This window comes from Paenibacillus sp. J31R120 (assembly GCF_056269225.1).
The window spans coordinates 533,376-550,452 of record NZ_JBWDNN010000001.1 but is presented as its reverse complement, the minus strand read 5'-3'; the positions used below and the strand labels follow the sequence as shown (position 1 = coordinate 550,452).

The 17,077-nt window shown below is 50.7% G+C and carries 14 protein-coding genes and 2 tRNA genes; 7 read left to right on the top strand and 9 right to left on the bottom strand.

Going from position 1 to position 17,077, the window contains the following annotated elements:
* Positions 1-10 precede the first annotated feature (10 nt).
* Complete coding sequence (locus AC0YNW_RS02385) at positions 11-511, bottom strand: pyridoxamine 5'-phosphate oxidase family protein (protein WP_387472028.1); 501 nt, start codon at positions 509-511, stop codon at positions 11-13.
* 111 nt (positions 512-622) lie between these two features.
* On the opposite strand from AC0YNW_RS02385, the gene pdxR reads away from it, so the two are divergent.
* From pdxR to AC0YNW_RS02370, 3 genes are all read left to right on the top strand, one after another.
* Positions 623-2,050: a MocR-like pyridoxine biosynthesis transcription factor PdxR gene (gene pdxR, locus AC0YNW_RS02380; RefSeq protein ID WP_475830614.1), complete on the top strand. Its 1,428-nt coding sequence runs from the start codon at positions 623-625 to the stop codon at positions 2,048-2,050.
* Between the two features lie 79 nt (positions 2,051-2,129).
* Positions 2,130-2,205, top strand: a tRNA-Thr gene (locus tag AC0YNW_RS02375).
* Positions 2,206-2,213: 8 nt separating this feature from the next.
* Positions 2,214-2,290 (top strand) — tRNA-Pro (locus AC0YNW_RS02370).
* Positions 2,291-2,449: 159 nt separating this feature from the next.
* Here AC0YNW_RS02370 and AC0YNW_RS02365 read toward each other — a convergent pair.
* Positions 2,450-2,572, bottom strand: coding sequence for a hypothetical protein (locus tag AC0YNW_RS02365; protein WP_387472032.1), 123 nt, complete (start codon positions 2,570-2,572; stop codon positions 2,450-2,452).
* 153 nt (positions 2,573-2,725) lie between these two features.
* On the opposite strand from AC0YNW_RS02365, the gene AC0YNW_RS02360 reads away from it, so the two are divergent.
* Positions 2,726-2,935, top strand: a complete 210-nt coding sequence (locus AC0YNW_RS02360; RefSeq protein WP_387472035.1) for a DUF2536 family protein — start codon at positions 2,726-2,728, stop codon at positions 2,933-2,935.
* A 74-nt stretch (positions 2,936-3,009) separates the two neighbouring features.
* On the opposite strand, the gene AC0YNW_RS02355 is transcribed toward AC0YNW_RS02360, so the two are convergent.
* Positions 3,010-5,307: a fibronectin type III domain-containing protein gene (locus AC0YNW_RS02355; RefSeq protein ID WP_475830613.1), complete on the bottom strand. Its 2,298-nt coding sequence runs from the start codon at positions 5,305-5,307 to the stop codon at positions 3,010-3,012.
* A 15-nt stretch (positions 5,308-5,322) separates the two neighbouring features.
* Positions 5,323-7,860, bottom strand: a complete 2,538-nt coding sequence (locus AC0YNW_RS02350) for a fibronectin type III domain-containing protein (protein WP_475830612.1) — start codon at positions 7,858-7,860, stop codon at positions 5,323-5,325.
* 558 nt (positions 7,861-8,418) lie between these two features.
* On the opposite strand from AC0YNW_RS02350, the gene AC0YNW_RS02345 reads away from it, so the two are divergent.
* Together AC0YNW_RS02345 and AC0YNW_RS02340 are read left to right on the top strand one after the other, a co-directional pair.
* Positions 8,419-9,003 (top strand): SurA N-terminal domain-containing protein, encoded by a 585-nt coding sequence (locus AC0YNW_RS02345; RefSeq protein WP_475830611.1) that lies wholly within the window; start codon positions 8,419-8,421, stop codon positions 9,001-9,003.
* A gap of 36 nt (positions 9,004-9,039) precedes the next feature.
* Complete coding sequence (locus AC0YNW_RS02340) at positions 9,040-10,008, top strand: hypothetical protein (protein WP_475830610.1); 969 nt, start codon at positions 9,040-9,042, stop codon at positions 10,006-10,008.
* A gap of 134 nt (positions 10,009-10,142) precedes the next feature.
* On the opposite strand, the gene map is transcribed toward AC0YNW_RS02340, so the two are convergent.
* Positions 10,143-10,889, bottom strand: a complete 747-nt coding sequence (map, locus tag AC0YNW_RS02335) for a type I methionyl aminopeptidase (protein WP_475830609.1) — start codon at positions 10,887-10,889, stop codon at positions 10,143-10,145.
* 154 nt (positions 10,890-11,043) lie between these two features.
* Between map and AC0YNW_RS02330 the strand changes: the two genes are divergently transcribed.
* Positions 11,044-11,331 carry a DUF3977 family protein gene (locus AC0YNW_RS02330; protein ID WP_387472047.1) on the top strand — a complete coding sequence of 96 codons (288 nt, stop codon included), beginning with the start codon at positions 11,044-11,046 and terminating at the stop codon, positions 11,329-11,331.
* A 91-nt stretch (positions 11,332-11,422) separates the two neighbouring features.
* On the opposite strand, the gene AC0YNW_RS02325 is transcribed toward AC0YNW_RS02330, so the two are convergent.
* The 4 genes from AC0YNW_RS02325 to AC0YNW_RS02310 all read right to left on the bottom strand — a co-directional run bounded on the left by AC0YNW_RS02325 (position 11,423) and on the right by AC0YNW_RS02310 (position 16,704).
* Positions 11,423-12,610 carry an aminotransferase class I/II-fold pyridoxal phosphate-dependent enzyme gene (locus AC0YNW_RS02325; RefSeq protein ID WP_475830608.1) on the bottom strand — a complete coding sequence of 396 codons (1,188 nt, stop codon included), beginning with the start codon at positions 12,608-12,610 and terminating at the stop codon, positions 11,423-11,425.
* Positions 12,603-13,538, bottom strand: a complete 936-nt coding sequence (locus AC0YNW_RS02320) for a D-alanine--D-alanine ligase (protein ID WP_475830607.1) — start codon at positions 13,536-13,538, stop codon at positions 12,603-12,605. Before AC0YNW_RS02320 ends, AC0YNW_RS02325 begins: the two co-directional genes overlap by 8 nt.
* A 16-nt stretch (positions 13,539-13,554) precedes the next feature.
* Positions 13,555-15,045 (bottom strand): aminotransferase-like domain-containing protein, encoded by a 1,491-nt coding sequence (locus AC0YNW_RS02315; protein WP_475830606.1) that lies wholly within the window; start codon positions 15,043-15,045, stop codon positions 13,555-13,557.
* Between the two features lie 405 nt (positions 15,046-15,450).
* Positions 15,451-16,704 (bottom strand): ABC transporter substrate-binding protein, encoded by a 1,254-nt coding sequence (locus AC0YNW_RS02310; RefSeq protein ID WP_475830605.1) that lies wholly within the window; start codon positions 16,702-16,704, stop codon positions 15,451-15,453.
* Positions 16,705-17,077: the final 373 nt, after the last annotated feature.

The window sequence follows — 17,077 nt, the reverse complement described above, 5'->3', positions numbered from 1 at the left end:
ATGCCTCTTGCTAAGCATTCTCCTTCGCTGTGCGCTCGCGTACGACAAGCTTGAAGACGAACGTACGGCTTCCCATAGAGGAGCGATAGCGTTCCACATGCGAGGCAGCAAGAGGCGACTCATAGTAGCCCGGCACATACTTGTCGAGCAGCGCCTGCATCGCTTCTGTCGCCTCGGTCAGATCGGGAACGGGCTGCATCTCTCCGAAGGCCATGACGCTCATATACGCCGTATCCGTCTTCGCCGGAATCGGGTTTGGAATCGTCCCGAATGATTCGCTTAACGTCAGACACGCCTCCTTATTCCGATCCATCAGCTCCATCTTGCGTCCCTCTTCCGCACCGTGAAAGTAAAAGGCGCCTCGCTCCCTCAGCCATACGAAGTTAAGCGGCACCACATATGGAGCAAGTCCATCCGTCAGTCCCAGAAATCCGGTCTGTGCCTCCTGCAAAAATTGCTCAATCTTCTCGTCATCCTTGCATTCCCTTTTGCTAAGCCGAACGGTAAACATCTGCAACATCCCCTTCACATTCCAATCTTGATTATGATACAGTCACTTTAAAGGGAAACTGTCACTTTCAAAAGAGACAGCTTCTATAAAATCAAAGGGGACAGACAATCCATGTTATCCATTACTCCATTGCTGGAGAGAAGCAGGAGCACACCGCTGTACAGCCAGCTATATAGCTATATTCGAAGCAGCATTGAAGGGGGCAGTCTGCCCGCGGGAGAAGCTCTGCCATCCATTCGCCAGCTCGCCCAGCATCTCGGCATTAGCAAAAATACAGTAGAGTCCGCTTATGGGCAACTGGTGGCGGAAGGCTACCTGGAGAACCGGGAACGAGCGGGATATCTAATTCTTCCGCTGGAGCAATTCCCTTTTGCTGCTGTCCAAGCATCCAAAAGCGATGAGCAGCAGACGAGTCACAGCCAGCAGCCCCGTGCTGCCGTTCATTACGACTTTCATTATGGCGACATTGCATTCGACCGCTTCCCCCACAGCCTATGGAAATCATGTGTGACCGAAGCGCTGTCAGCCGACCATGTCCAGGTGCTTGGCTACGGTAATCGCATGGGACATGCCGGCTTGCGCAAGGAGATCGCGGATTATGTCTACCAGTCCAGAGGCGTCATATGCGAGGCTGATCAGATTATTATTAGCGCAGGCACGCAACATTTGATGAGCGTGCTGGTCCAGTTGCTTCAACTAAACAGGAAACCGATTGCGATGGAAGAGCCCGGTTATTACGGGGTAAAGTCCGTACTGCGCAATTTGGGCTGTACCTTAATCCCCATTGAGGTGGAGAGCGACGGGATTCAGCTCTCGCGGCTAAGCGAGACGGAGAACGCCAAGCTCGTCTATGTCACGCCGTCCCATCAATTCCCGCTCGGCATGGTAATGCCGATTCAGAAGCGCTATCGCCTGCTCCAATGGGCGACGGAGAACGCCAGCTACATCCTGGAGGATGATTATGACAGCGAATATCGTTACAGCAGCGCCCCGATTCCGGCGTTAAAAGCGCTGGACAGCCAAGACCGCGTTATCTATATGGGAACCTTTTCCAAGTCGTTTTTGCCGTCTGCCAGACTAAGCTACGCGATATTGCCATATAGTCTGCTGGAGACATGCAGCGAGAAGCTGAATTCGATCAGTCCTTCGGTATCCCCGCTCATTCAGGAGGCCATTTGGCTCTTTATGAAACAAGGCCACTTCGCTCGTCATTTGAGGCGGATGAGGCGCGTATATCAAGCGCGCCATAAAGCCCTGACGGATGCCATTCGAGAGGTCTTCGGGGACAAGTGCGGCATCATCGGCGACAGCTCGGGCATGCATCTGCTGCTGGATGTGAAGGGGCGGCAAGCGTCAGAGCTTATCCCGCTGGCGGAGCGATTCGGCTGTAGGGTCTATCCCCCCGATAAGCATTGGAACAATCCCTCGGACTGCCCGGCATCATACATCATGTTGGGATTCGGCGGACTGGATGAGCGCCAGTTGCAGGACGGCGTCCGAAGGCTTAGTCAGGCTTGGTTACCCCCATCAATTATTTGAAAATTTAAACTTCAAAAAAGGTATTGCATATCCCAACCTTTCTGTGTAATAATACATCTTGTGTTCGAGAATAATACGTGCCGCTGTAGCTCAACTGGTAGAGCAACTGACTTGTAATCAGTAGGTTGGGGGTTCAAGTCCTCTCGGCGGCACCATCTCTTCTCGGGACGTAGCTCAGCTTGGTAGAGCACCTGGTTTGGGACCAGGGGGTCGCATGTTCAAATCGTGTCGTCCCGACCATCATTGAACTTATTGCCATACATATGACAAACGCCTTCGCAACTTAAGCAGCGAGGGCGTTTTTTTCGAATTTTCGGATAGACTAATAAAAACGGCGGCCCAGCTATATAGTAGCTGATACCGCCGCTTATCAGGCGAGGTCTCCCTGCGCACACCTATTTATTCGTCCGCTTCGTCCCACTTTCTGGAGTACGCTTTTTTCGTCACCCAGAGCGTGACCCAGGAAACAAGGACGATAATAATTGCCGAGAATATCCATACCGATGCCGGAACATTGCCCATCGCAGTACCTCCTCTCTTGTCCCCCTTATTGTACATGAAATCAAGAGGAACATTCATCAATTAAGTTAACAAATTTGGAACAATTTTTATCCCGCATTAGGTATAATAGAAAGGCTATGAACATAGGCAGCCGCTTTTTAGGAGGATACACCCATGGAATTCAGAATTGATCTGATCGATACAAAGGTAGAATGCTATGAAGCGTACAATATGAAATCGCTGGAAGCCCAGCTTGAGAAGGCCATCGAGATCAATAAGGCGCTCATGCTCGATGTGCATGCGGTCTCGCATCAGACGACCTTCGATCCGCGCAGCGAGAAGATGCTGTATAGCGCGATGATTCATTTTCGCATCAAGAAATAAGCTCCTCGCGCAAAAAAAGAACTGTCTTTCGGACCTTTGGAAGTCCGTAGACAGTTCTTTTCCTATTCAGCCGATTATTGCAGTCTCCACAGGGCTGGAACGTTGGATGGCTCCCAGCCTGTCAGTGAAGTGTGAGGCTGCAAGCAAAGATAGGTTTTGCCTGCATAAGTGACGATATCGCCTGCCACGTAGCTCTTCTGGGCCACCCAAGACGTCGGGCCGGTTGTGCCCTCCGAAGTTGAAGCCTGCAAGGCATTGCTCGCGGACGACAAATTGCCCGCCGCATCCTTGGCTTTGACAGTGAAGGTATACGACGTATTCGGCGACAAGCCGCTGATCGTAGCTGTCGTGCCCGTTACATTCACGCTGGAAGTGCCGTAATAGACGGTGTAGCCGGTCACGCCGACATTATCAGTGGAAGCATTCCAGCTGAGGCTAATAGAGCTGGAGGTTGCGCCTGTGCTTGCCAGTCCGCTTGGTGCGGATGGCGCAACTGTATCGCCGCCTGTGCCTGGACCGTCGCCGCATGGTCCAATCACCTTCCATGCTCCCCATGAGCCGCTTAGGTCTGGCCGGTCGCCACGCGTCCACCACTTCGCTTCGTAGATCGTTCCGCCATAAGAAGCTCTTTGGGCACCGTTATAGGCAGTGCTCGCATTCCACTCCTGGACCGTACAAACGCTCACCGGATCGGTCGTGACCGTAACCGGTGCGCTCGCAGCGGAAATATTAAGCGCCGCATCATAGGCCTTGACCGTAAAGGTATAAGCTGTGCCGGGCGTAAGCCCGCTAATGGTCGCGCTCGTCGATGGCACATTAACGGTAATGGAGCCGTATTTCACTTCATAACCGATGACACCAACATTATCCGTGGATGCATTCCAAGACAGCGATACGCTGGTAGACGTCTTCCCTGTCGATTGGACATTGCCCGGTACGGTCGGCGGAGCAACATCCAGAATCGGCGCATCCGTTGTGACGGTTAGCTGCGCGCTGGCCGCAGACAGATTGCCAGCAGCGTCTCTGGCTTTGACCGTAAAGGTATAGGCCGTATTCGAAAACAATTCGTTAATGGTGGCTGAGGTGCCCGTTACGGTCGTCTGTTTGTTGCCGTAATAGACGATGTAGCCGGTGACTCCCCGGTCATCCGTGGACGGGCTCCAGGACAAGCTGACCGAATTTTGCGTTTTGCCTGTGGAGATCAGGTTGGCTGGCGCAGTCGGCGGTGTAACGTCACTTCCTCCCCCGCCTCCGAGTTGATCCAGATAAGCCCTGTGGTTGGTGGAGAACTGGAAGTTGTTATATTTATCCCAGTTGATCGACCACGTCATCAGCCCTCTCATGCCGGGATGAGACCCGCCCCGAAGCTGGTAGGCTCCGCCGTAGGACTGGCCTTTCATCAAATAATTAAGCGCCTTCTGCACCTCTGCTACTGAGGTAAAGCCTCCGCCCGCATTCTGATTCGCAGGCAAGCCGATGACGACTTGATCCGGACGAAGCGGCGGGAAGAAGTAGTTGGCATTGCGCGCAATCGGAAAGCCGGTCAATACCATATCCGCCATCGCGACATGGAAGTCGGCATTGCCCATCGCATAATACTGATTATCCAGCGCGGTGATGGAGCCGGAATTGTAATGCTGCACCTGCAGCCAATCCAGAATATCCCGCAGCGCGTGGATGACTGGCAAGTAAGCGCCTGCACGGTTATCGCATGAGATACAGCTTCCTCCGTAGAACGTATAGCCTACCTGTACGAAGAAGGTTTCCGGAGCCATCGTCAGCATGAAGGCGTCGCCGTAGAAATCATGAAGCTCTCTTACAGCCGAGATCAGATTCGTAATGACAGGCGTCGTCGGATTGCGGAAGTCGCTGTCCCCGCTATTCAGATAGAGCGAATGTCCTTCGAAATCAATGTCCAGTCCGTTAAACCCGTATTTCGTAATGATTGCTTTCATCGAGGAGACGAAGGCGTTTCTCGCTGCCGTGGAAGCCAGCTGCACCTGTCCGTTCGCTCCCCCGATGGAAATAATGACTTTCTTCCCTTGGCTCTGCAAATATTGAATGTCGGAGATGAACTCCGCATCGGTCGCATTATACGGTGCAAATCCGATTGTGCCGCCTTGCGGGCCGTTCGTCGGCTCTGCAAAGGACACGTTGATCACATCAAAGTCGGGTGAAATATCGCGAAGCCTAATATTGCCGGAGCCGTTATCGAAGTTATGCCAGTACCCGACGATTATTTTCTTGTCGGCCGGGATGGAGGCGCTGGCTTTCTCAACGCCCCAAGGCATACCCGTTAATATGAGCGACACCATTAGCGCCAGCAGAAGCGCGCGAACAACTGGGCTGTTCATCCGAATCGGAGTTGTCATAGCCGCTCCCCTCCCCTACACCAAAGTCCACAGCGCAGGAACGTTGGTCGGTTCCCAGCCCGGAAGCGATGTATGCGGCTGGCGGCAGCTGTACGTACGGCCTCCGTATGTCACCTGATCGCCGATCTTATAGCTTACGTTCGGTGTCCATGCCGCCGGTCCTGATGAAACATCGGTTGTCGCTTGTACGGAAGCGTTCGCCGATTGATTGCCCGCCGCATCATAGGCTTTCACATTAAATGTGTACGTCGTGCCAGATGCAAGACCGCTAATGACGGCTGTTGTACCCGTCACGTTGACGCTAGTCGATCCATAACTGACGGTATAGCCGGCGACGCCGACATTATCGCTGGACGCGCTCCACGAAAGCGATACGCTGGAACCTGTTACAGCCGATACTTGCAAATTGGATGGCGTCGTAGGCGCCGCTGTATCATCCTGCGATGGCGTTGTACGGGTCAGTGCATTGCTTGCTGGCGACAGATTGCCCGCCGCATCTCTTGCCTTGACTGTGAAGGTATAGGCGGAATTCGGCAGCAGGCCGGAAATCGTCGCGCTTGTGCCTGTCACATTCACGCTTGATGTACCATAGTAGACCGAATACCCGGTCACGCCTACATTGTCCGTCGATGCTCCCCAGGACAAGCTGATGCTGGTCGCCGTTGAGGCTGTCGAGATCAAGTTGGTGGGTGCAGTAGGCGCTGTTGTGTCAGCTCCGCCGCCGCATGAACCAATCAGCTTCCATACGCCCCATGCCCCGCTCAGGTCTGGACGGTCGCCTCTCGTCCACCATTTCGCTTCATATTCGCTTCCACCGTAGGAGACACGTTGGCCTCCCGAATAAGCTGTGTCTGCGCTCCAGGCTTGAACGGAGCAGACATTCGCTGCATCCGTCGTTACGGATAGCGCCGTGCTCGCTGAAGACACATTACCCGCTGCATCATAAGCCTTGACCGTAAAGGAATAGGCCGTGCTCGGCGTAAGACCGCTAATCGTTGTGCTGGTTGCGATTGTATTCACATTCGTCGTGCCATAGCTGACGGTATAACCGGTGACGCCTACATTGTCCGTCGATGCGTTCCAGGACAAGCTGACGCTCGTGGACGTCTTCGCTGTCACTTGCAGGTTCGCAGGCTGCGACGGCGCCGTCACATCTACGACCGGTGCATCCGTTGTTGCAGCCACTGGTGCGCTGGCTGCAGACTGATTGCCCGCCGCGTCTCTGGCCTTGACGGTAAACGTGTACGCCGTGTTCGGCGTCAACCCGCTAATCGTTGCGCTTGTACCGGTTACGGTCGTCTGATTCGAACCGTAAGCAACAATATAACCGGTTACGCCGCGATCATCGGTAGAAGCGTTCCAGGACAAGCTGACGCTGGTCGAGGTTTTGCCCGTAACTTGCAGATTGGCAGGTTGCGTTGGCGGCGATGTATCGCTTCCGCCTCCACTGCCATATTGATCGAGATAAGCCCGGTGGCTGCTGGAGAATTGGTAGTTAACATATTTGTCCCAGTTGATCGACCAGGTCATCAGACCCTTCAGCTCTGGATAGCCCGCCGGATTGCGCAGTACATAGGAGCCGCCGAACGACTGACCTTTGATCAAATAATCAAGCGCCTTCTGCACATTTGCCGGTGTCGTATAACCTCCACCCGCAGCTTGCGGGGAAGCTGGCAGTCCAATCAGAATCTGATCGGGACGGAGCGGCGGGAAGATGTTGTTCGCATTGCCGGCAATCGGGAAGCCGATCAGCATCATCTCTGCCATTGCCACATGGAAGTCCGGCGTACCCTGCGCATAAGCTCTTCCATCAGGGCCAAGCATTGTGCCGGAATTGTAATGCTGCACATGCAAGTAATCAAGATCATCGCGCAGTGCGTGGATGACAGGCAGATATGCCCCCCAAGGACCGCCGTATGTGCTGGCCCCGCCTTGCACGTAAGCCGTTTCCGGCGCCATCGTCAGCAGGAAATTCGGTCCGTAGCTTGCAATAATTTCTTTGGAAGCCGCGATCAAATTCGTGATTTTCGGCGTAGTCGGATTTCTGAAGTCGGTATCGCCAGCGCCTAGTGCGAGCGAGCTTCCCTCCAGATCGATATCAAATCCGTCGAAGCCGTACAGATTAATAATATTTTTCATCGTTGTGACGAAGGTTTGCTTCGCCTGCGTTGTGTCCAGCTCGAGCGTGCCGTTTGCTCCGCCGATGGAGATAAGCACCTTTTGCCCGCGAGCCTGAAGGAAGTCAACATCCCCCTGGAACTCGCTAACTGTCGCATTGTATGGCGTAAACACCATATTGCCTGTATGCGAGCCGCCCGTCGGCTCGGCGAACGCAACTTGCACCACATCGTAGTCTGGCGATATATCCCGAAGCCTAATGTTAGTGGAACCATTATCAAAGTTATGCCAATAGCCTACTATAATTTTGCCGCCCGGCGCGGCCGCTTTCACTGTCGAAGCCCCCCATTGAAACCCCGACCATACGACAAGCAACGCAAGCGTAATCAGACAAACCCGCCCAATCGGCGACATCATTCGCGAATAACGAAACATAAATTCCAAATCTCCCTTCGATTTTAAATGCAAGAATGGAAACATCAATGTAAGCGATTACATTACGTGGACTGACGAAATAGTGCCCCCTTTCGCTAAGACGGAACTAGAGTAATAGCATTGCTTTTCTTACAGTGGACTTGCGGTGTGCAACTGGCAGGAATGGCTGAAAGCATGAAAGAGAAGAAGATAATAACGCGGAAAACATGAAGAATATTGGAATGGATAGAGAAGATACCTATATTTTGCAGCGGATCAAGCCCCTTTGGAAAGGAGATAATCCTATAGTAGTAGGGGAAATATCTATGGTTCATAGTAGTTTGGAGTTGATAGACACCTAGACCTGCATGTTCTGATTCAAAAGCTCTAAATAAATGGAAAAATATGTACACGCATGAAAAATGTCGACAAGGACATTGTCGTTTCATTGGATTGCCAACGCAAGCAATTCTGTGAACAAGCACTACTTTTTTGAGCATATCGGGCTAAAAATGTAACTTTTTTACTTTTCATTCGTTTATAATCTTAACTACTCCCAGCTTTAGGAGGCGATATATTTTGAAGAAAAGGGTAGTCCTTGCGGTACTCATTGTTATCGCGATCGGTATTACTGTTTTTGCATTCGTCAATCCCTCCCTTCAATCCGAGCCGGTATTGGCAAAGGGAGCCGGAGTCGAGGTGACGGTGAAGCGATTTAAGGATGCGAAGCAAAACCTGGAGCTGGCCCAAAGGATGTTGGCTGTCGAACCGGAGGCCCGAACCGACCAGGAGCTGCTGGATCAGATTCTGACTGACGAGCTTCTCTATTCATACGCAAAGAAAAAAGGGGTGTCCATCCCCGAAGAGGAATTAAGACAGTTTATTGATGAGCAAAAAGCTATGCTGGAGGACACGGATCAAGTGGAAATGGCAGCGTTGATGCAAGAACGTATCCGCCTGACAGGAATGGATGAAGAATCGTTCTGGCAAGACAAGGCAACGGTAGACGGCTACAGGTATTTCATTACCATTGGCAAGCTCACGGAGCTGTTAGTGAAAGAAGACATCATTCAAGGGGGTACATTCGCGGAATTCCAAAAGAAATTGCTACAAGATAATAAAAGTTCAATAAAGGTAAACTGGGATGCTCTGGAGAAGTCTTAGCCATAAATCATACAAACGGATGGATGAGTGGATCTTATGAAAATGGTATGGGTTATGATGCTTTCCTTATTTTTATCAGGCTGTACGATTTGGGGCGGAGTTCAGGAAGCCGAACAGTCATCATCCCCTGTTGTTTCCGGTTCGGACGCAACTTCGACGACTATACCAACAACGGTCACCGCTGAACCCGCACCATTCCATATCGAGCAAGCGATCTATATTGGCAAGAGCGACCAAGGGGATGTGTATGAAGCGTTCGGCCATCTATATCTCGTCGGAGCCGATCAGCAAGCCGTTGAGATCGGCGATACCGCTGTGACAAAGCGGGGAGCCAAGCTATCGATGGACGGCTCCGTTATTGTCTACCAATTCATGGATACGGCCAATATGAGCAGCCCGCTGGCTATAGCCCTTCATGCAATCGATACAGACAAGATCACTGTGCTGGATACGTACTCCCATTTGCCTGTGCTTGGCGATTACCTCTGGGCAGGCGATCAAGTTCTCGTCATGGACGCCAGGCAGTCGCATGCTCCGATGTTCGCCATGTACAGCGGCAGCACTGGAGAGCGGACAAGAACGGGTCAAGTGTTCCAGCGGCTTCAGGAGACAGATATCCGAAGCAGCTATCTGCTTCGATTTGACCCTCCTGAGGAACTTGAATCGATCGTGAGTAAAGATTATCCGATTACGATCTCTGTGCTGACATCCGACGGCGCGCTGCATGATTTGTTGGAAGAATCGTTGTATGAGACGCAATTCCTGGATGTTCGCTTGTCGGACGATCGCTCCGTTATCGCCGTATGGACGCATCTCGTGCCGGACAATTCCTCTCAGCTAATGCTGGCTGCTGTGGACCCGGCAACTTGGAAAACTGGCGAATGGCAGACGTACAAGACAGCACCCAAGAAGGAAGGTTTCATCCGGTTTCACACAGACCGCCAAATCGTGTTGCTTAGCAACGAGCAGAGCTTCCGGCTGCCCTCTCCAATTGACCCTTCTTAAGCGTTTTGCTCATCTGCTGACGATACAGCTAGTTCATCTCGCAACTATCGACGCATATGCGACAACATACGAAAGCTCCGTAAGGCTAATGCCTTACGGAGCTTCTTTGCTGTACGTCCCCATGGAAGGGCGGTTTATAGTTTGGTCAGGATAACCGGACCGTCCTCTGTTATCGCGATGGTATGCTCGTATTGGGCCGACAGGGAGCCGTCGACCGTACGCGCCGTCCAGCCATCCGAATCGATCTTCATACGATGCGAACCCGTCGTCAGTATCGGCTCGATCGTAAAGACGAAGCCTTCCTTGAGCCGGACCCCTTTGCCCGCAGGACCGTAGTGGAGCACTTGAGGCTCCTCATGCATCTTCTGGCCGATGCCATGGCCCGTGAAATCTCGCACGACAGCGTAACCTTTTGATTCGGCATACTTCTGAATGACATTCGACACGTCGCCTAGACGGTTGCCGATGACGGCTTTTTCGATCCCGAGATACAGCGATTCCTCTGTTGTTCTCAGCAGAGCGTCCGCTTCCCCGGACACATTGCCCACACGGTAGGACCAGGCAGAATCGGCTAGCCAGCCGTTTAAATTGACGACCATATCGATCGTTACAATATCCCCATCCTTAAGCGGATTTTTGGCAGGGAAGCCGTGGCACATCACTTCATTAACTGACGCGCATGTTGCATATTGAAAGCCGTGATACCCCTTCTGCTCCGGTGTCGCACCGATCTCGGCGAGGTAACGCTCTACGAATTGATCGATCTCCCAGGTTGTAACGCCAGGCTTGAGCATGGCTTCTATTTCCTTGTGGCATTGCGCCAAAAGCACGCCAGCCTCTCGCATTTTCGCAATTTCTTCTTTTGTTTTCAACACAATCATTTCATTCACCCTCAAATCTTATTGCTGCTTCTCCCCTATTATATCGCGTTTCCCCGCTTCGGTTCTACCCACAAGGAGTATGACCTGGCTATGACGAATAAAGGAAGATATTCGCCTCGGTCACGTGCAAGAGAAAAAGAAATGAGGTTACAACTTGAAATATATCGAAGCAGGAATCGGCAATCGATGGTTCATTCGAACAGAGACTGAGCTCGATGATGGAACGGAGATTGAACAGCGGGGAATTGTGAAGCCAATCCTGTTTCACTCCGCATACTTGAGAATTTGGATCGGCAAAACAGTGTACATTTGGGATACCAAAGAAAGGTTCAAGAAAACGAAAAAGCCTCGTCGTGCCTTTAAGTTTATTTTAGGAGTCGCAAGCTATTCGTACGAAGTAGAGTTAAAGACAAGGCGTACAGAATTTAGGAGCAGAAGTTAGAGCCTTCAACCTACTTGTCTAAAAGAATAGAGCCTCAACCCGCCACAGCGTAGGTTGAAGCTCCCCGTACATTCGATATTCTTAAATGTCATCAAACCGGCTGCATCGCCTGCATAAATTTCCCCATCCGCTCCAGCGCCTTCTCCAGATCTACGATGGAAGTGGCATAGGAGCAGCGCACATGCCCTTCGCCACCCCGTCCAAATACATGTCCCGGAACGACCGCCACCTTCGCCTCCTGAAGTAAACGGAGCGCAAACTGCTCGGAAGACATGCCCGTTGATACGATAGACGGAAACGCATAGAAAGCTCCCTCAGGCTCGTGACACGTCAGCCCAATCGCATTCAAACCTGCTACAAACAGCTTGCGGCGTTCATTATAGCTTGCCATCATCTCATCCTTAGCAGTCAAGCCATGACGCAATGATTCCAGTGCGGCGATCTGTGCAATGGCTGGCGCGCACACAGCTGTATACTGATGAATTTTCAGCATGCCGGCTATAAATTCGTGCGGCCCGCACGCATAGCCTATCCGCCAGCCTGTCATCGCGAACGCTTTGGAAAAGCCGCTGATCACGATTGTACGCTCCTTCATGCCTGGCAAGGAAGCGATGCTGACATGCCCTCTTCCATATGTTAGCTCGGCATACACTTCATCCGAAATGACGGCCAGATCGTATTTGATAATGAGATCGACGATCGGCTGCCAGTCCCGCTCCGTCATTACTGATCCGGTAGGATTACTCGGATAATTGAGCATCAAAACCTTGGAATTGGGCGTAATAGCGGCCAGGAGTGCCTCTGGAGTCAGCTTGAATTGCTGCTCTGCCGAGGTTGCTACCTCTACGATTCTCCCTCCATGCAGATGAGTGATCGGCTCATAGGCAACATAACTTGGCGCCGGAATCAGTACCTCATCCCCGGGATTAATGACGGTCCGCAGCGCCAGATCGACTGCTTCACTGCTCCCCACCGTTATGATGATTTCCTGTTCGGGATTATAGGTAAGACTGAAGCTGTTTGAAAAATAAGCCGATATCTCCTCCCGCAGCTCCAACTGCCCGGCATTGGCAGTATATTTCGTATGTCCGATGCGCAATGCCTGAACACATGCCTCGCGTACCTTCTCTGGCGTGACAAAATCCGGTTCGCCAATGCCAAGAGCGATTGTATCGCCGCCAGATGCCGCATTCAGATCAAAGAAAGCGCGAATGCCTGACGGCCGAATGAGCTGCACACGGGAGGATAAAAATCGTTCCGAACCTTCTTTCTTACACATGAGCCATCCCCCGTTTCGGACTCCGCTCTTGCAAAGAGATTTCAATAATCCGGTCCAGCAGTCCGGCAAAAGTAAATCCTGCGGCAGCTGCGCTTTTGGGAAGCAGGCTGTTGGCGGTCATGCCCGGCAAAGTGTTGACTTCCAGCACGTACGGCGTATCGCCGCACAATATCATATCGACTCTTGCATAGACCGAGCATTGCAGCAGCCGGTAGCTGGCAAGGGCCGCCTCGCGGACACGCTGTTCCACAACGGAAGGCAGCTCGATCACCTTCTCTTCCGCACCGCCGTCCTCATATTTCGCTTTATAATCGAACCACTCCGAGTGCGCGGAACGGATGCCGATAATCGGCAGCGCCTCGCCGTCCACAATGGAGCAAGTAATTTCCGTTCCTTTGATGTAACGCTCAATCAGGATCGTTCCATCCAGATCGCAGGCTTCTTGGACAGCCGACTGCAGCTCCCGCTCATTATGCACAAGCTGAATGCCGATGCTGGAGCCGCCTGTATTCGGCTTCACAATAACAGGGTAGCCAAGTCTCTCCACCGCCTGCGGGTCATACTCATGCATCCCCTTCCAGCTCAGCCCCTCAGGCGTTGGCACACCGCCTGCGGCTAGCAGCGTCTTGGACAGCTCCTTGTTCATGCACAAACTGCTTGCCAGCACACCGCTGCCCGTATACGGAATGCCAAGCGTCTCCAGCGCCCCCTGCACCGTTCCGTCTTCACCGAACTGTCCGTGCAAAGCCAGCAATGCCAGATCAATGCCCGATTGCTGAACCTTCGTAATCAAATCCTCCCGCTGATCAATTACGATGGGAACCACTTCATAGCGGCTGCGATCGAGAAGTCCCACCATCTCTTGCCCCGTCTTTAACGAAACCTCTCGTTCAGTCGAAATGCCGCCCATTATAACTCCGATTTTCATCCTGACACCCCATTTATCATTTTGCGCGCATCAGCTTGCTTGCCTGTTCGCCAATCATCCGTATTCCTTGCTCAATATGTTCATCCGCCACTCTTGAGAATCCAAGCCGCAGCGTATTCGTCCCTTCGCCTTCCCCAATGAAAAAGCGGTCTCCCGGCGTGAATATAACGCCTTGCTCCTTGCAGGCTGCCAGCAGCTCGCGTGTATTCACGCCCTCTGGCAGAGTAAGAAACAGATGCAAGCCTCCGTCGCCTGTCAGCTTCGCATCAGGCAGATAGGCTTCGCAGCATGCTTTGGTCAGCTCATATTTGCGCTTATATTCCGTTCGCGCTTTTTTCACATACTTATCGAAATTGCCGTTGAGCAAATATTGATACAAAATCGATTGATCGATAGTAGACGTATGGATCGATCTTGCCCGCTTAATGCTTTCCAGATGGTCGATCAGCGCACGGTCTCCCAGCACCCAGCCTACCCGCAGGCCGGGGAACAGCACTTTGGAGAAGCTGCCGATATAGATAACCCCGTTCCCTTGCCCTGCTGTCGCAATGAGTGGTGCAATATGCGCTCCCGAGTATCGCAGCTCCTCGTTAAATCCATCCTCAATCACGGGTACACCGTATCGTGTCATCAGCTTCATAACGGCGCTGCGCTTCTCCGGCGACATGACAATACCAGTCGGATTGTGATAGGAAGGCGTCAGATAAGCCAGGTCGAATGTGCGCCCTTGCTTCAACACCTGCTCGAGCTTCTCAGTAGAAATACCGTCGCGCTCCATCGGTATCCCGGTAATTTGGAAGCCTTGCAGCTTCAAATTTTTGAGTGCCGTATGATGCGTCGGATTTTCACAAATAGCCGCTCCGCTTCGTGATTCAGGTCGCAGTGCAGACAAAACAATATCGAAGCCTTCCGTAAAGCCGCTTGTAATGAGCATATCTTTGCCGCTGAGATCGACGCCCTTATTCTCCATATAGCGCATTAAGTAGTCAATCAGCGGCTTATAGCCCTTGGCGTATCCGTAATTGAGCAGTACCTGCCCTTCAATCGCCATCCGATCCATGAAGGCTCGCCTGACATCTCCCAGATCGAACAAATGCTCATCCGGAGCAATGCTGGTGAACGATATCATGTCCTTCGAGCCGCGAATGCCTGGCTTCATAATATCCAGCTCAACTGCCGATAGGGCATATCGGTTCATTCTGGCCATCCAATCGATCTGCAAGCTTGCAGAACCGTCTGAAGTGCTGCCGCCTGCTGCTGAGTGGCCCGACATCGCGGCAACATAGCTGCCTTTGCCGGGGATGGCATACGCAAAACCGTCATCCTCCAGGCTTTCATAGGCGGCAATAACGGTATTGCGGCTTACCTTCAGCAGACTGCTCATCTCGCGTGTGGAGGGCAGCTTCTGGTCCCCTTGAAGCGCCCCTTTTATAATTAAACGTTGAATGTATTCTTTCACTTGTATGACGACCGGCCGATCGCTAACGAGCTTGAAATCCTGGAACATCCTTCATCGCCCCCACTTACATGATGGCATAGTCGCGTCGCGAAAAAAAGAACCACCCCTTTGGATTTTTCAACCTTGGGTGGTTCCTATGTATCTATGATACTTCTGCAACGCTGTGCTCAATAATGAAGCGTATAATCCGCATTTTGTTCATCACTATTTGTGAACGGTTCACAGCAATTGATCTTCAACTTAATTACTCGTAAGTATTATGATAAAGGAATATCCACTCCTCCTCTAGATCAACCTTTCTAATCATGTTTGCACAATAGCATGTAAGCGTTATTGAACTATTTACCCTTATAACAGAAAATGAGGTTAACCAGATTAAGCTGGCTAACCTCACAATACGAAACCATTTTACAGTGAGTCACTATTTGAAATAGTGCCCCTCTCTGCCTCCTTTCACTCTTCGACTTCCTTAGTTTTTGCCGCAATAACCGCATCATTCACAGCACTTTCCATTTCATTCATTACGTCGTCCACTGATTTTGTGCCCATAATGAGCTCAGCCAATAAGGGGCCTGCCCCTTGATATGCTATCCATTCGTACTTGCTTGGTCTATCTAATTCAGGAAGTTCCAACTCAAACAGTGCTTTTACATTTTTGTTGTGGAGTTCCGGAATATTTTTTCCAAAATCATCATTATGAATTAATTCGCTCAGTACAGTTCCTCCTCCATTTTCCACCAAGAACTTTTGCACTTCATCCGATACCAGATATTGTATGATTTCAAACGCGCTTTCTTTATTTTCACTTTCACTGTTCATGTGAACAGAAATTGCCCTCGTTCCAGATCCTATATTGGAACTGGCATCAACTCGGGGGAAGGTCACCAAATCGATATCTTGATTGTTGGCGGCTCCATCTACGATTGGATATACCGGAACACCAAGAAACATTGCCGTTGTCCCGTGTTTCAAAAAGCCATCTGGGAAACTCAAAAAGCTCCTCGTCGGTCTATTCCCGTTCTTTTCATAAACGTTATCAATCTTTTGTATCACTTCCAATAATTCGGAAGATGATTTGAATTGATCGGTTTGCGAATCCAAATACGTGACGTTGTATTGATCTAATAGCATTTGTACTCCGTTGCCACTTATTAGGTCTAGACCTACATATTTCGATCCGTTAGGAAAATCAGAGAACCGACTTGCAAGCAGGATCACATCGTCCCAAGTCATTCCATCGGTTGGATAGGGAATATCGAAAGCATCGAAAGGGGCTTTATTATAAAATAACGCGGTTAAAATCCTTTGGATAGGCACCCCATATAACTCGCCGTTCTCACGGGAGTTTCTTTGCAACAGAGCCGGAGCAAATCGGGATAAATCCACATTCTCCTTGCTTATAAAAGGAATTAAGTCCGTATATAATTTATCCCGCAAATGGGGCGGGACGGACGCGGAATCTGTATCAAAAATAATATCGGGTAAATTCTTTTCTTCGTACAATGATTCGATTTCATGGTATAAAAGGATCTCATAGGTTATTTCATAATTTGGAAATGCGTTGTTAATTTTCGTTTGTAATTCTTCTAGAATCTCCCCAGAAGCACCAATCGACAATTTTATATTTTCTTTCTGTACGGGACCCACTTTGGAGCACCCTGCTATAATCAATACAATTAATGTGCACATTGCGAAAATTTTTTTCAATAGATTACCTCCTGTATACATTTTTAGTTTTAAAAAGGGGCTTAGATATCAGGAATTCAGGGCTAGATGTCCAAGTAAAATTATACATTAATATATATATTTTTGGTAGAATTACGTAAAAATATGTAGGTATGATGGCATAGTCGCGTCATGAAAAGAAGAACCACCCTGTTGAATTTTTCATCCTGGAGTGGTTCCTAAGCAAAGCAATGACCGCCATTCCAGCATCCATGCTTAGGAATGACGGTCATTGCTTTGCAGACAATTATCATGTTCGCCCGCTGAATGGGTATATCGCAGCTTTTATACACGTATGATGTGATTTTGCATAAAAGGTGAGAATACCACATCCAAAACTTTGATATTTCGTAAG

Coding starts and splice junctions, on each gene's coding strand:
- AC0YNW_RS02385 (WP_387472028.1), bottom strand. CDS start 511: ATGTTTACCGTTCGGCTTAGCAAAAGGGAATGCAAGGATGACGAGAAG.
- pdxR (WP_475830614.1), top strand. CDS start 623: ATGTTATCCATTACTCCATTGCTGGAGAGAAGCAGGAGCACACCGCTG.
- AC0YNW_RS02365 (WP_387472032.1), bottom strand. CDS start 2,572: ATGGGCAATGTTCCGGCATCGGTATGGATATTCTCGGCAATTATTATC.
- AC0YNW_RS02360 (WP_387472035.1), top strand. CDS start 2,726: ATGGAATTCAGAATTGATCTGATCGATACAAAGGTAGAATGCTATGAA.
- AC0YNW_RS02355 (WP_475830613.1), bottom strand. CDS start 5,307: ATGACAACTCCGATTCGGATGAACAGCCCAGTTGTTCGCGCGCTTCTG.
- AC0YNW_RS02350 (WP_475830612.1), bottom strand. CDS start 7,860: ATGTTTCGTTATTCGCGAATGATGTCGCCGATTGGGCGGGTTTGTCTG.
- AC0YNW_RS02340 (WP_475830610.1), top strand. CDS start 9,040: ATGAAAATGGTATGGGTTATGATGCTTTCCTTATTTTTATCAGGCTGT.
- map (WP_475830609.1), bottom strand. CDS start 10,889: ATGATTGTGTTGAAAACAAAAGAAGAAATTGCGAAAATGCGAGAGGCT.
- AC0YNW_RS02325 (WP_475830608.1), bottom strand. CDS start 12,610: ATGTGTAAGAAAGAAGGTTCGGAACGATTTTTATCCTCCCGTGTGCAG.
- AC0YNW_RS02320 (WP_475830607.1), bottom strand. CDS start 13,538: ATGAAAATCGGAGTTATAATGGGCGGCATTTCGACTGAACGAGAGGTT.
- AC0YNW_RS02315 (WP_475830606.1), bottom strand. CDS start 15,045: ATGTTCCAGGATTTCAAGCTCGTTAGCGATCGGCCGGTCGTCATACAA.